We start from the raw sequence: 14,517 nt of genomic DNA, 5'->3' as shown, positions 1-14,517 counted from the left end.
GCCCTAGAATTGCCGCCAGGGCGTAGAAGTTGCCCGGTAGTATGGCTTGTACGAAATATGGCGGATGTAAACGCGGCGCATCATTGGGTCGCCCTTCGCCATGATGCGAAGTGCTGTCAACGCAACCAGCCACAGGGTGATGCCAAGAAGCGCCGCATACCAGGTGAGCACGACGAAAATGAGGATCAAAGCCGCCAGGCCTGACAGAAGCACAAGCTCGCGATCCGCGCCCAGAATGAGGTTGGGCCTCGACAAAGCTCGATGTATGCGCGATCTGTGGAGGTGAGTTCCTGACTTAGCCACAAACCCCCTCCGCTCTCGAGACCCACCGGAGATCTGCAAGGGTCTCAGACAGTTGGGGTTTGTCGTCGAAATTACCAACCGAAGCTCCGGTTGCTCCAAAAAGCGCTACGATTTGCGTGGCACCGAGCAAAATGCCTGCGACGAGCACGATGTACATAAGTCGACGTGCAAAATCGTTGAGCTCACCACCAAATATCAACATGCCACCCGCGACTGCGACGGCTGTGAGTGCGATAAATCCCGCCACCGGGCCGGTGATTGATTGTTGGATCTGCTCAAGTGGAGCTTCCCATGGCAGGCCGCCCCCGCTAGCTGCGAATGCAGGAATTATCAGAGCCATTGAAATGGGGAGCGCCAAGACACAGACGCTGAACGGAGGTTGACTATGAGACATGGCGGTCCTCGGCAATCTGCGGAAACGTCTGGTAGATCGAACCATCAAAGCGGTAGACATGGATGACATCGCGTACACAACGCCCGCTAGACGTTCGCTCTATCGACACTACTAAGCCAACCGCTTCGCCTATGACTTCACGCATCGGCTGCTGGCTAACTTCTGCCGTGAGCTGTTCGAGGCGGCGCAGGGCAGAATATGCCGTGTTGGAATGGATCGTCGTCACACCTCCGGGATGGCCTGTGTTCCACGCCTTCAGCAGCGTTAGCGCTGCTCCGTCACGTACTTCTCCAACAATAATTCTGTCTGGACGAAGCCGCATGGTGCTCTTCAAAAGGCGTGTCATATCGACGTCTCCGCTGGTGTGCAGCACAACAGAGTTTTTGGCGGCACACTGGATCTCAGCCGTATCTTCGAGAATGAGGAGACGATGGTCCGGCACCGTCTGGACGATCTCGGAGATCAAGGCGTTAGCAAGGGTTGTTTTTCCTGACCCCGTCCCGCCTGAAACGACGATATTCAATCGCGACAAGATCGCACTGCGGATGATTTGAGCCTGGTTGTGCGTCATCATTTTCGTCGAGACATACGCATCGAGCGGAATTAAGTTTGACGCGCGCCTGCGAATTGTGAAAGCTGGGCCGGAGACGATCGGAGGAAGCAATCCCTCGAACCGATGACCGCCAATTGGTAGCTCGCCAGACACTATCGGATGTTCTTTGTCAGCCTCTGAAAGCATCGCGTGGGCAACGCTTCCAATGACGATTTCGGCCGCCGAGGTACTCATCTCGCCAGCGAGCATTGCAGGATTGCCGAGCCTTTCAATAAATAACTGCCCATCAGGATTGAGCATTATCTCTATCACCGTGGGATCTTCGAGCGCGAGACAAAGCTGACCGCCGAATGCTTCTTGAAGTTTCCGGATCAAGCGAGGACGAGACTGAAGCTGCACGTTACGCGTCTCAGCTCAATCTCTGTTGTTTTGCAAACCGCCGGTTTCCGAAAACCCAGTTCAGAGTTCCAAAATTGTTAATGCTGCCAAATCCCACGTGCTTCATCTCCAACAGTATTCACTCGAAACAACTGAACACGGGGCAGCCGACGCCGCCCACTGGCAAATTTGTTAGTGATTCCCCGTTCTTACCGCTCGGAGTGCTCGTCAATGGCCCCAAATTGCCAGTTTGAAGAACAATGCACTGGCAAACGTGCTAGCTCTTTCAGTAACCTAAAAGGCTTCCCGAAAATCTCTAACCTCTTGATTGAAAGATATAAGATTGAGTCGCGGGTATTGGAGCGCGACCTCGAGATTGTGCTATAGAGAGCCTCAGATGAACCTATTCTTCTTCTCTCAGGTCCGAAATCGCACACAATAGCGCTGTGGCTCAATTTGGAGGAATTGCCGCTATTTCTCGATAGGGCAGGTTGAATCTTGACGCTTCCGTCGTTTGAGTTCGACGACAAGATATTGATGCGAGGCGCGGTGTTTCGTGCAAGCTCAATCAATTGTAGATCGAGCGATTTCCCCTGACGCGCAAAAAAACGCTGCGGCGGCTCTATATGGCAGAAGCTGAGTATTGCCTCGGTATCAGCCCCAACAAACTGAAAAAACTGCATGCGGAAGGCAAAGGCCCAGAGCCTCTAGTGGTCTCCGGTGGTCTGTCTTGAGTCCTTAGATTATCGATTTGCTCACTTTGAACGGATTAGCTGTCTTAATGCGCTTCTGCGCGCATGACTGGTTTCACGCTTCCGAGCTATTCAACGCCTCGTATTCGCTTTTGTCACGACGCCAGTATGAGACCACAAGATGTTCGTGCTTCTTGAGACCGTGCTCCTTACGGAGATATGCCCGGATTGCACTGAAGGCTTCGAATTCGCAACCCGCCCAAACGTAAACGGATGATCCGTCTTTCGGGAAATCCGCCCTACGAACGGCATCTGCAAGCAAATCCGACGTACCTGCTTTCGCCACGTCACGGAAAAGCCATTCGACCTCGATGTCCGCCCTGGAATCGAGCTGCTGAATCTCACCTTCGTCGGCAACCTCGATGAAAGCCTTCCCGCGCGCGTTTTCAGGCAGGTTTTCCATCATGCGGCCTATGGCCGGAAGTGCGGTTTCATCGCCTGCAAAGAGATACCAGTCTGCCTCGACCAGCCCTCCCCCGCCCGGACCGACAATACCCACATGATCGCCCGGCTTTGCTTTTTCCGCGAAGGCCGACCCCGGTCCTGCATCCGCATGAATGACGAAATCGATGTCGAGCGTACCGGCAGCAATGTCGAGCGAACGTATCGTATATTTGCGGAATGACGGACGGCGCTCCGGGTCTTCCCACTTGACCATTCCGTTTTCGCCAACGCTCGGCCATTGCGGCGCGGTCAGCTCCGGGTGCTGAACCAGTATATTGAGATGCAGCGCGTTCATTGTGGCAAACCGAGCAACATCCTCGCCTGAAAGCGTGATGCGGCGCATGTGAGACGTGACATCCCGGCAGGCGACGACTTCCAGAATCTGGAAATTTGGCGGCCGTATGAAATCGCCGCCGTCGCCGGTCCATAAAATTTCCGGCGTTTGGCCTTCGGCAAATTCAACGATGTGGGAAGCCACCGTCAGCCGGAGAAAATAAAGGTCCTCGAGGCTCGCAGCGGCAGCATCGACGCGCATCATCTCAGCCTCGCGCGAAAAGCGCGCCCGCGAATTGGCAAACCGAACGACATGCGTTCCGTCAAGCTCCTCCACATCCGCGCCATGCTCAATCATATGCTCGCAGAAAGGCGCGATAACCGCCTGTGGATCGGCAAGTGCAATGCGTGCGTGCGCGACAAATTCCTTCACACTGAAACTCCGTCTAATTCTTTTTGGCTTTGTTCGAAATCACGGCTGCGTTGGGGCGTCCGAGAGGCCGACCCAGAATGTGCCTTCGAGCGGAAGAGCCATGAAACGGCGGTTTATCTCAGCAAGCGTGTCCGCCGGATCGAGGTCGGAAAACAGGTCGGGATGCATCCATTTCGCAAAACATTCGAGCACGAGCACGCTAAGCGCCGAGATCGAAAGCTGATGCGAGACACCGAATGTCCGCCCCTCGCTAACGGCGGTAAGCTCACCCAGAAAATTGCTGCTGACGACGCGCCTCAGTGAATCGTGCGAGGTTTTTTCGTCGATGCCGCCGCCGACCACCAACCCGCCCTGCGTTCCAGGGCGTGATATGCCCGTGGCGATGTAAACTTGCGGATCGACGCCCAGAACATATTCAGCGCTCAACTGGCCATCATATCCGGGCACACTGTCAGCTCCGATACTGTGCCCGCCAGCAAGTTCCATATATTGCGTGATGCGATTGTCCGAACCGGGCGTTGCGCAACAAGATGTGCCTGCATGTGCATCGATAATCACATCCGGGCGCTCCGTCACGCCTTCCAGTCGCTCGGCCACTGACCGGTAACGTTCTTCCACGAAGAAGGCGAATTCAACGGCCTGCGTTTCGCGGCCTATAGCTTGTCCAAGAAGCTTGATGGAAAACGCCGTCGCCTCGGCCGGCCCGCGCTCGTCGTTTTCTGGACCGTCCAGAAAGATCACCGGCACACCCGCCGCTTCCAGCGTTTGCGTCGCCGATTCCCAACCAGGCTGCCAGAGGCTGACGACGAAGAGATCAGGGTTTGCACTCAGGATCGATTCGACAGACACGGCAGAAGGCACTACGCCGCCGACTTCGGGAATAGCGTCAATATCCGGGAAGCGCTTGCGGAACGTTTCATACATGCCGCGGTCGATACGGCGCGGCGCGGCCCAGCCGGCGATTTTCGCAATAGGATCCGGATCGATCAGCGCAAGCGAGATGAGCAGAAGGCTTTCATTGGTCACGATGCGCGTTGCAGGTGCTGCAAGATGCACCTCACGCCCTACGGCGTCGGTCATCACGATTTCTGCGCATGCGCCAGCGACAGTGCTCACCATCAGAAGCGCGCAAAGCGTCAAACGGCATAGGGCCGCCGATAATCTGGCGGCCCCTTTTCTCAATAGACGATACAGATCCGTCACCATGTGTATTTCAGATTTGCCGTAATCGCGCGGCCTGCACCGTAGTTGCAGCTACCGCCAGTCATGTTGAGGCAGTGCGAAACGTATTTCTTGTCGAACAGATTGGTGACGTTCACGCGCAGCTTGGTGCCTTCGAATTCCTTTTTGATCCCGCCGAAATCATACTCGGCACCGATATCGACCAGCGCGCGCGCCGGAATGCGCAACTCGTCCAAATAGGTGATGTCGGTCTGATAGGAAGACGTTGCACGCACACCTGCACTCAGTGCCAGACCCGGCACGCTGTCGGGCGTATAGATTGCCCAGATGCTTCCCTGATGCTCCGGCAGCCGCAGCATTTCACGACCAAGGTCAAACGGGCTGTTGGAACTCAGAACCTTCGACTTCGAATAGGCATATGCCGCCAGCATGCTGATTTCCGGGGTCAGTTCGTATTTACCCTCGATTTCGAGGCCGCGCACGCGCTGCTTTCCGCCCTGAACGAACTGGCTTGGCCGCGCCATGAACTCGCCGAGAGCCGGGGTCAACGCATTGTCCTGCGTCAACTGGAACAGCGAAAGGCTGATCAACCCGAGACCGCCAACCGGCTCGTATTTCATGCCTACTTCGAACTGGTCCGTGGTCGTCGCCTCGAATGGCGTGCCTGTCGGATCGGTTCCGAGCACAGGCAGGAAGCCCGTCGAATAGCTGATATATGGCGCAAGACCATTGTCGAAGAGATAGGTCAGGCCTGCGCGTCCCGTTAGCGCATTGTCGCTTGTAGTGATGGTCGGCGCACCGGTCAGCCGGTTGTTGGTATCGATCTCTGACATGTCGTAGCGCAGGCCGAACGTGCCTATTAGCCCGCCATAACGCACCTGATCCTGCACATAGAGACCGACCTGATTCTGCTTTTGCAGGCCCGAAGCAGTTATTGGAGCGACCGGGAAGTCGAGCCCGTAGACCGGATCGAGATAGTCGATGCCAGGCACCATCACGCCCCATCCGGTGTTGCCGAAATTCGTGCTGGAAACGCCGCGTGTATAATCGAGGCCGAACAGCAGCGTGTGGTCGAGCGCGCCGGTCTGGAATTTTGCTTCCGCCTGCGTGTCGACGGCAAAAGTCGACGTCCAATCGTCGGATATCGCGGTCACGCGGTCCAGCACACTGCCCGGCGTGCCTGAAAACGAGAATGCCGGATTGACCAGCACCAGATCCATATTCTGATCCGAGCGCCCATATCGCAAGTTCTGGCGGACGGTCCAGCTTTCGTTGAAGTCATGTTCGAATTCATAGCCGGCATGATAATAATCGCGCTTGAAACCGCCCCAATCCGGGTCGCCGAGGAACACGTCGCGCGGTATCTGCCCTGCCGGGTTGGGCAGCAACGTTCCGATTGCCGGATAGAAGCGCGGATTGAACACCGGATTGTCGTGCTGGTAATAGCCGTAAAGCGTCAGCGACGTCTGGGCAGTCGGGCTCCAGGTCAAGCTCGGCGCGATCATGAGCTGACGATCACGCTCATGATCGACCTGCGTGTTCATATTTTTGGCAAGGCCAGTCACGCGATACGACCAGACACCGTCTTCCGTCAGCGGACCAGTCGCGTCGAATGCACCCTGAATGCCTCCAAAACCGCTAGTCTGCAGCGAGACTTCGCGATGCGGCGTCGTCTGCGGGCGCTTGCTGACCTGATTGACCAGACCGCCGGGCACGGTCCGCCCATAAAGCACGGACGCCGGACCCTTGATCACCTCGATCCGCTCAAGCGCATAGGAATTGATGCTCGGCGTCGAATAATTGAGTGGATCGCCCGCAACTGCGAGCCCGTCCAGCCACATCGTGCCATACGAATTAAAGCCGCGAATATTCAGCCAGTCATAGCGAATGTCGTAGCCATTTGGGTCGGCGAACACGCCGGGCGTATAGCGCAGCGCTTCGGCGACCGTGTTGGCACCCTGCGCGTCCATCTGATCGCGGGTAACGACACTCACCGCCTGCGGCGTTTCCAGAATGGAAGTGTTGGTCTTTGAAGCGGCTTTGCTGCGCTTCGCTACGATTCCCGTACCTGCACCGCCAGTGCCTTCTCCTTCCACAACGACTTCGCCAAGCGTGGTGTCGCTCGGCTCAGCTTGCTGCGCATAGGCCGGCGAAGCAATCACGCCGTAAAAGCCACAAATTATCGTGGATGCCAGCAGCAGGGAATGCCCCTTGGAACCCGCCAGTGAATGCCTCCGCAAAATGCCTGTGCCCCGCAAAATCGTCTCTGCCCCAAACCAGTTCATGATTCACCCCGTAAACTTGACTTTTGTCATCAAGTTAAACTAGTGAGTACGGCAACATGGTATTGCTGACAACGTCAGGACCTTTGCGTGACGATCAAAAACATTTGCAAGCCAGCCAAATTTCCTGGCCACGCGATCGTAGCGCTCACCGCTCGATGCGTGAGCAAGTACAGTCGCCCGCAAAACTGGAAAGGCATGAAGGATGAGCTCGTCTTCGGGCGCGCATGATGATGGCTTGAACCAGGGTCGCGGCAAGCGCGTGCGGGTTCGCGATTTCATGCGCAACGATGGCATCGTCATCGACAGCCGCGACGATCGTCTCTCGATGGATGACACCCTGATCGAAGGCGAATTTCTGCATCAGGAACTGCGCCAGGGCCTTTTCCTTCACGTCAGCGATGCCATCGAGGAGCGTCCATTCACGGTAACGTCCAGCCAGCGCGAGGAATTGTCCTGCGTCTTTTTTCTGGATGGCGAAATCGATCTCAAGATCGGGGACCGCCGCTTTGAATTCAAAGGCAATCAACGCGGCGCGATAAAAGGCGCTGCAATCATGAGCGCAGGTTCCGAAAGCTTCGAGAGGGCATCCGTCGGCAATCAGCACGTTCGCCACCTCGTTGTTTCGGCGACCCCCGAATGGCTCAATCTCGAAGCCTTGGAGGAAGTCGGCGACGAGCGCCTTGCGGCCAGACTGTTCAAGGACAACCTCGCCGACCACCGCTGGACGCTGACGCCGCGCGTCATCGAGCTGGTCCGCCAAATCGTTACGCCGTCGGCCTTCGCGCCCGCATTGCGCAATCTTTATCTTGAAGGGCGCGCCGTCGAAATCGTCGCCGAGACGATCTCCGCCGTCATGCATGCAGATCGTCGCGGCGAAGGCAGCGGCATTCTTCAGCGTCAGGAAACGATACGCCTCAGCCGCGCCAAGGATTTGATCGCGGCAAACCTTACCGAGCGTTTGAGCGTCGAGATGATTGCGCGCAAATCCGGCATCAGTGCCAGCGGATTGCAGCGTCTTTTCCGAATGTCGGAAGGCCATAGCGTTTTCGAGTATGTTCGTCTGCGCCGCTTGGACAGCGCCTTTAAAGCCCTGCGGTCCGGCGAGACGAGCGTTCAGGACGCCAGCGCAATCGCCGGCTATTCAAACCCGGCGAATTTCGCAACCGCATTCAGGCGGCAATTCGGTGTGACGCCGCGAGCGCTAATACTGAAACGGTAAAGCCGAGCGAGAGTAAAACCCAATTGATGAACCCCGGGGCTTGCGACAAATTTGATCGATTTAGGTGATCAATCCGATACAATTTTCCTCACTCCCGATGATCGGCAGCGCGGCTTAGAGTTCCTTGAGAGGCAAGACATCCCTAAGGGCAGATCTCCAGCGATTGGCCGTTTGAAAAACCGTCGGAAGGAAAAAGCAATGAATATCTGGGCAACCATTCTACTATGGGAGAATGCCGATCCTGAAGCGGATCGGATCGTCCGCGAATCCGCTCACGAGCGGCTTACGATCGTTTTTGCTCCCTCCGTGGAGACTGCGGTGAGCGTAGCGGCAGAACTTGCAGCACAGGGAACCGAGTTGATTGAACTTTGTGGGGGCTTCAACCTCGAAGCTGGCGCTAAGGTTTTCAGAGCGGCGGGCGGAAAGGCGGCAGTCGGCACTGTCAGTTTCGGAATCGATTCCATCACACAGGCCGCTGCGTATAAGGAAAAATTCGCGCCTAACGACCACGGTACGGTCAGCACCTAATATTCATCCACCGTTAGAATGCGAACAGACTACATGTTTGAATGTCATATCGTATCTTGGTATTTCTAGCGGACGAGATAGATTGGAGGCAGCATTTCGAAGTTAGCGAAGTGGGATTTTTTTAACGTCAACTGATCGAACACCGCTAGACCCTTTTGCGTCGTCGCAATGGTTTCCGAAGAGCACCGTCAAACGATGTCGATCCGCAACGATGGAGACCTAACGGTTCGATTATCACGCCTTTTCGCTCGTGCGGCACGATCTGTTCGACTTCGAATTCTCCCAAGTCGAAGACAGCCCAACGGAAGGCGGAGGTCACGACGTTACATCCGATATGGAAGGCACATGAGGTTGAGCTGTGGGAAATTGATCGTCTTGTCGATGGGCACGCTATTGGGTCTCATCGTTCTTGCCTATGGCTTCGCTTGGCTCAATCTAGACCGTTCGGCCGTGGCCCGATCCCTTATCTGGATGCATGCTGATGTCAGTGACTACCTTCGGTTTCCATCACGCGTCATTGCTTCGGGTGACATAAAGTTCAACTATGCAAAAGCGCCCGAATACCCAGAGGCTCTCCCGTCCGACGTCGCTCCGGGATACCCTGATCTATCGACACTGCTCGAACAAAGTCAGACGGCGGCATTCATTGTCATTCACAATGATCGGCTCGTTTACGAACGTTATTTCAATGGACATCACCCAGACACGTTTCACACGTCATTTTCAGTTGCCAAATCCTTCAACTCAGCTCTGATCGGCGCAGCAATTGCAAATGGATCGATTTCGTCCATCGACGAGCCAGTCACAACTTACATTCCCGAACTGATCAAACGTGACGCACGCTTTCAGGCAATAACCATTGGCAATCTGCTGTCGATGTCATCGGGGCTTCGCTATCAGACCGCTGGCATGCCGTGGGGCGACGACGCTCGAACCTATTACGACCCCGACCTCAGGCATCTTGCGGTCCAAGGCTCTGAAATCATCGAAGCGCCAGGAGAGCGATTCCACTACAACAATTACAACCCTCTTCTCATCGGCATCGTCCTGGAACGCGCAACCGGAATGCACGTTTCGGACTATCTATCGGAAACCCTATGGAAGTCATTGGGTGCGACCGCCGATGCAAGCTGGTCTCTTGACTCTGAAGCGAGCGGTTTCGAAAAGATGGAGAGCGGCATCAACGCTCGTCCAATCGATTTTGCAAAACTAGGCTCTCTCTATCTCAACCGCGGAATGTGGCAAGGAAGCCAATTGCTGCCTGCGACTTGGATCGATCAGTCGACCCACCATGCCGATGCGGCAACCCCGTCGAGCGGGTATCAGTTTGGCTGGTGGACATTCACGAACGAAGCGCTTGGCGACTATTACGCAGCCGCTGGCAACAAAGGACAGTACGTTTTTGTCTTCCCCGACGACCGATTGGTTATTGTCCGGCTCGGAGCGGAGACTGGGGGTATCGATTGGGTGCGAATGATCCCCAATATTGCCCAGAATCTGCAATCACGTTTGCGCGGTTGATCAAGGCGCAATTTGGGTCCGTAGCTCGGTGCAAGTTGAGTTATTCGTCGCACTTGTCGGTGGCACCAGGTTCCGGCGTCGCGAAACCAACTTGGCCGACGGGAGCGACGCTTCCATAAATGATTTTCGGCCAAAGAATAAGATTATCTTCGCCGCCATTTGCTCAGTCTTGATGTGAAACGACATTGCGCAACGCTTCACCAAAAGCACGTCCTGCCGGCCCGGGAGGGTTGTCGAGCCTAGAGGCCAGATAGGCCTCCGCCTTAACTTGGCTTTTTCGCCCCAACGCTTGGGTGTTGAGCCGGACAAGCCTGCCTTCATCAAGATCGCGTTCCACCCTCCACAAAGGCAGACGCCCCCATCCCAGCCCCGACACGATCATGGCGTGCTTGGTATCTTGCCCATCGACACGGCAGGTTTGCGGCGAGAGGACACCAAAATCACGTCCTTCGGATAAGGATGTGCGATCTGATAGGACTACCTGGATATGATCTGCGAGATCAGGAAGTCCTATTTCCTTTGTTTCTCCCTTAATCGCCAGTGGGTGCACTGTCGACGCCACGGCAACGAGCTTGACCGACGAAATCGCCGTCATGACAACGCGCGGGTCCCGGAAATCCTCACCAACGATAATGGCCAAATGACTGCGCGTCTGAAGCAGCGATGAGATGGGGCCGCCCAATGGCTCAACCGCGAGCCGGATTGTGACTGAGGGATAGACGTGGCGCATCTGGATAAGCGCGGTGCCAATAGCATCGATTGGAAACAGGGGGTCTATGACAAGAGAGAGTTCAAGTTCCACCCCTTCGCCCATGCCAACGGCCCGCGCCCGCATTGTATCAACTCTTAACAGGATGTCGCGTGCATTGGTCAGCAAGGCGGCGCCTTGCGAAGTCAGCACCGGGCGATGCCCCGAACGGTCGAAAACTGTGACGCCGAGATTTGCTTCGAAGTTGGCGATCGCGCTGCTTATGCCGGATTGGACACGCGACAGCCGCGCTGCACCTGAGCGGAAGCTGCCTGCATCCACTACAGCAACGAACATCCTGATCTGGTCCAGAGTCAACGCGTCCAACATGATCATTCCATTCGATTAAACTTTTTGATTTTCTATCTTTCATGTGGCTCTTGATAAAGGGATATATCCACCAAAAGCCGGCACGAAATCTATCCTCTGAAGCCCGCGAAATGCTCAAAATTGCCAACCTAACGGAATACATTCTATGAAGTGCCTGAAACGACGAAAGCCATGATGGGGCGGAGTAAATATGTTCACGCTTGTGATCGGCAACAAAAACTATTCGTCTTGGTCATTGCGGTCGTGGCTATTGTTGCGCGCTTTGGAAATTCCCTTCGAAGAGCGTCTCGAAGCGTTTACAAATCACGGCAGTTACGAGGCCTTTCGGTCTTTCTCACCCACAGGTCGGGTGCCCTGCCTAATTGATGGCGATATTGCTGTGTGGGACTCACTTGCCATCGCCGAATATGTTGCCGAAACCTATCCGCAGGTATGGCCACACGATCGGGCCATGCGTGCTTTCGCCCGCTCAATAGCAGCTGAGATGCATTCAGGTTTCATGGTGCTACGAAATGTCTGCACGATGAACTGCGGACTAAGGGTGGAATTGCACGATCGACCTCTAAATCTGGAAGCAGAACTTCGCCGGATCAACGAAATCTGGAAAGATGGCCTTCAGCGCTTCGGGGGTCCTTTCCTCGCTGGGGAGCGCTTCTCGGCCGCCGATGCCTTCTATGCTCCCGTGGCTTTCCGCTTGCAGACTTACGGCATAAGTCTAAGTCCGGACTCCGACGCCTATGCAGATCGACTGCGCCATTTGCCCGCTATGAAGGAATGGTACCATTCAGCAATCATGGAGGAATGGCGCGAACCTGACCATGAGGCGGAAGCTGTGGCAGCCGGTCGTATCGTGAGTGACTTTCGTAGCCGGAAGCCCGCTTCGATATCTTAACGCTCAAATTCAGCAGCTACCTGACCATAGCATATTCTTAAATATTTAGTCTGGTTGATCGCGCTCGCGGGCGTCTCGATGTCGCTTGCAGGGGTGCAGGAGAAAACGACGTTATCTGCTGGTGAAGCGCTATGATCGCTTCACAGATCCGCAAGGCGAGATTCGCCGCCTGCATCAGGAAGATTTCTGCCAGCTCACAGGTCGTTTCCCGTTGCAGAAATACGGGCGATCCTCGACGGGTGGCGGCGTGACCCTCAAGATGATGTTCGATGCCATCAGCGACCTCGTTTCTCCTGCCGAGCGACTGAAGTTTCTCGATGCGGTGATTTTCAACGTGCTGATCTGCAATTCGGACTCGCATGCAAAGAACTACTCTGTCCTAATCGGAGCTAGCGGATCAGCCAGGATGGCGCCGCTTTATGATTTGATGTGTGCCGCCGTCTACCGTCAGTTCGACCAAAGCCTGCCCCAAGGTATTGCCGGACGGTTCACGGCGCCTGACCCGGGACGTCCTGATTGGCAAGCCCTTGCCGACGAAGCCGGGCTGAGCGGCGCAGCGACCGTCAGACGTGTCGAAGAACTGGCAGCGCTCGTAAGCAGCGCATTGGAGACCGTGGCGTCGCAACTCGCCGCCATGGCTGGCGATCCGACGAGAGTTCTTGAGCGCATCACGCACGAAGTTCACAAGAGATGCCGGCGAGTTCAGGTGCAAGCACGCAGTTGATGATGCCCAAAGCGATATCATTACCCAGCAGGTTCTTTCCGAGATTTACGGGGTTGGGCAGCCAAATGGTGAGGATATAGCGGTGGACGAACTCGTCCCTCAAAAATTGTGCGAGCTTTGAACGAAAAGGAGTTTTACGGAAACGTTCTGTAGAGAAGCCTTTAAAAAAAACTCGCAGCAAACCAAACTGTAGCGACTCTGGAACGTCACACCCAAGAACAACATGCATACAGGGTATTCATGGGCTCCACTATCTGGCTTCGCCCATTATTTGCCACTGCTGACCAGGAGAGATAGATGATCGTACAAATCGGCTTGCGCATCGCAAGGGTGACCGCCGTTGCGGCCGCAATTTTGATACCGTCTGCAGCTCTGGCAATTGAAGACACCACCCGCACGCTTGCAAAGAATCAGCGTGCGATCGAGGAACTGAGCACTCTCGGCGTTCAACTGAAATCGGTGCTCCGGCCCGAGATCGGGTTCCCCGAAAAATATGTCGTACACTGGCAGGCTGCAGTAGACGCAGCGTTTGCTCCGGACCTCTTGGAAGCGGACTTCCTGAAAGCTTTTGAGACCCAGCTTTCCGACGAAACACGCGATGCCGCACTTGCCTTCGACTCGTCGCCGGTCGGACAAGAAGCTTACGAACTTATCATGGCCTCTCAAGGCCTTGAGGGCGACGCAAAACACTTGGCCGAAGCGCAGAAATATCTAGACACGGCCTCAGTCGAGGAAAATGCGCTTCATGTTGACTTTTTCGAGTCGCAGGGCGGGCCTAAACGGGCTACGACATCATGGACGTCTACTTCCGCGCCATGAAGACGGCGGCCGAACCGGTCATCGGCGCGCAGACTGCGGATAAATGGATCGCTGGCGCGGGTGACCTGAAAGTCGGTTACGTCAAAGACTATTTCGTGACAACCGTTGCAACCTTCAGGCAACTCCCCCAGGAGCGGCTTCAGGAATTGGTCAAGGCTGTCGGGACGCCGGAGATGGTCGCCTATGCGGAGCAGTCCACTACGGCCTTTATCGAAGCGCTGAACGCGGCCGCCGACAGACTGGAAACCTCTTATGCCAAGGAATTGGGCAACAACTGACGCCTGTTTCAGGAACAGGTATCTACGGCGTTGAAACGATCGCTCATATTCGACCAAGGTCAGCGCCACATCATCCGTCTCACCTGTAACCGCAACAGGAGTCGAGACCATGAAACGTCTGCTTGCTGCCGCAATGACGGCCGCCATTATGGTCACGTTGCCAAGCTACGCAGACGGCAGAACCTCCCTACCCTTCGGTACGTTGTCGGTCGGCAGCACCGGAACTTATTGCTACCGGTCTCCATGCGCATGGCGGGCTATCGTCGGTTCCAGTAGTGCGGAACGCCCGGTATGGACCGATAGTGTCTTGCCTACCCTCGCCGCGAGCCCAGCGGACGCCCGCCGCATTTCAACAGCATGGGACAATTTTGACTGCCTGCTGGTCGATGGTCGTTTTGACGGCGTAACTCTGACCGTGGCGAAAATCCTGGGAAGCTGTTGATGATCAGGTGTCTTTCCAT

Annotated in this window: 15 protein-coding genes; 8 read left to right on the top strand and 7 right to left on the bottom strand. The window is 55.6% G+C overall.

Annotated features, from left to right (window positions below):
- Positions 1–3: 3 nt before the first annotated feature.
- The 6 genes from ABFT80_RS26395 to ABFT80_RS26370 form a co-directional block, all read right to left on the bottom strand.
- On the bottom strand, positions 4–303 hold the full coding sequence (locus tag ABFT80_RS26395; protein WP_347974930.1) for a conjugal transfer protein TrbD: 300 nt from the start codon (positions 301–303) through the stop codon (positions 4–6).
- Positions 296–697 (bottom strand): TrbC/VirB2 family protein, encoded by a 402-nt coding sequence (locus ABFT80_RS26390; protein WP_347974929.1) that lies wholly within the window; start codon positions 695–697, stop codon positions 296–298. Before ABFT80_RS26390 ends, ABFT80_RS26395 begins: the two co-directional genes overlap by 8 nt.
- Complete coding sequence (gene trbB, locus ABFT80_RS26385) at positions 687–1,649, bottom strand: P-type conjugative transfer ATPase TrbB (RefSeq protein ID WP_347974928.1); 963 nt, start codon at positions 1,647–1,649, stop codon at positions 687–689. The genes ABFT80_RS26390 and trbB overlap by 11 nt, the downstream gene beginning before the upstream one ends.
- 786 nt (positions 1,650–2,435) lie before the next feature.
- A complete protein-coding gene (locus ABFT80_RS26380) occupies positions 2,436–3,530 on the bottom strand; it encodes a siderophore-interacting protein (protein ID WP_347974927.1) in 1,095 nt (364 codons plus the stop codon).
- Positions 3,531–3,569: 39 nt separating this feature from the next.
- Positions 3,570–4,610, bottom strand: a complete 1,041-nt coding sequence (locus ABFT80_RS26375) for an ABC transporter substrate-binding protein (protein ID WP_347974926.1) — start codon at positions 4,608–4,610, stop codon at positions 3,570–3,572.
- Between the two features lie 119 nt (positions 4,611–4,729).
- A complete protein-coding gene (locus ABFT80_RS26370) occupies positions 4,730–6,997 on the bottom strand; it encodes a TonB-dependent siderophore receptor (RefSeq protein WP_347974925.1) in 2,268 nt (755 codons plus the stop codon).
- Positions 6,998–7,199: 202 nt separating this feature from the next.
- On the opposite strand from ABFT80_RS26370, the gene ABFT80_RS26365 reads away from it, so the two are divergent.
- The 3 genes from ABFT80_RS26365 (at position 7,200) to ABFT80_RS26355 (ending at position 10,265) form a co-directional block, all read left to right on the top strand.
- The gene (locus tag ABFT80_RS26365) at positions 7,200–8,216 is read left to right on the top strand and encodes a helix-turn-helix transcriptional regulator (protein WP_347974924.1); all 1,017 of its coding nucleotides are present in this window, start codon (positions 7,200–7,202) and stop codon (positions 8,214–8,216) included.
- Between the two features lie 51 nt (positions 8,217–8,267).
- Positions 8,268–8,744 carry a DUF6506 family protein gene (locus ABFT80_RS26360; protein WP_347974923.1) on the top strand — a complete coding sequence of 159 codons (477 nt, stop codon included), beginning with the start codon at positions 8,268–8,270 and terminating at the stop codon, positions 8,742–8,744.
- A 381-nt stretch (positions 8,745–9,125) separates the two neighbouring features.
- Positions 9,126–10,265 carry a serine hydrolase domain-containing protein gene (locus tag ABFT80_RS26355; protein ID WP_347974949.1) on the top strand — a complete coding sequence of 380 codons (1,140 nt, stop codon included), beginning with the start codon at positions 9,126–9,128 and terminating at the stop codon, positions 10,263–10,265.
- A gap of 163 nt (positions 10,266–10,428) precedes the next feature.
- Here the strand turns inward: ABFT80_RS26355 and ABFT80_RS26350 are convergent, their stop codons facing one another.
- Positions 10,429–11,343, bottom strand: coding sequence for a LysR family transcriptional regulator (locus ABFT80_RS26350; protein WP_347974922.1), 915 nt, complete (start codon positions 11,341–11,343; stop codon positions 10,429–10,431).
- Positions 11,344–11,533: 190 nt separating this feature from the next.
- Between ABFT80_RS26350 and ABFT80_RS26345 the strand changes: the two genes are divergently transcribed.
- The 5 genes from ABFT80_RS26345 to ABFT80_RS26325 all read left to right on the top strand — a co-directional run bounded on the left by ABFT80_RS26345 (position 11,534) and on the right by ABFT80_RS26325 (position 14,498).
- Positions 11,534–12,235 carry a glutathione S-transferase family protein gene (locus ABFT80_RS26345; protein WP_347974921.1) on the top strand — a complete coding sequence of 234 codons (702 nt, stop codon included), beginning with the start codon at positions 11,534–11,536 and terminating at the stop codon, positions 12,233–12,235.
- A gap of 85 nt (positions 12,236–12,320) precedes the next feature.
- Complete coding sequence (locus tag ABFT80_RS26340; RefSeq protein ID WP_347974920.1) at positions 12,321–12,959, top strand: HipA domain-containing protein; 639 nt, start codon at positions 12,321–12,323, stop codon at positions 12,957–12,959.
- 297 nt (positions 12,960–13,256) lie between these two features.
- Positions 13,257–13,778: a hypothetical protein gene (locus ABFT80_RS26335; RefSeq protein ID WP_347974919.1), complete on the top strand. Its 522-nt coding sequence runs from the start codon at positions 13,257–13,259 to the stop codon at positions 13,776–13,778.
- On the top strand, positions 13,754–14,056 hold the full coding sequence (locus ABFT80_RS26330) for a hypothetical protein (RefSeq protein WP_347974918.1): 303 nt from the start codon (positions 13,754–13,756) through the stop codon (positions 14,054–14,056). Before ABFT80_RS26335 ends, ABFT80_RS26330 begins: the two co-directional genes overlap by 25 nt.
- Before the next feature lie 109 nt (positions 14,057–14,165).
- Positions 14,166–14,498 carry a hypothetical protein gene (locus tag ABFT80_RS26325; RefSeq protein ID WP_347974917.1) on the top strand — a complete coding sequence of 111 codons (333 nt, stop codon included), beginning with the start codon at positions 14,166–14,168 and terminating at the stop codon, positions 14,496–14,498.
- The last annotated feature ends 19 nt before the right edge of the window (positions 14,499–14,517 follow it).

Origin of the sequence: Foliimonas ilicis (assembly GCF_039939195.1) — a bacterium.
Lineage (GTDB): Bacteria > Pseudomonadota > Alphaproteobacteria > Rhizobiales > Rhizobiaceae > Foliimonas > Foliimonas ilicis.
This window is presented reverse-complemented; position numbering and strand designations above follow the sequence as displayed.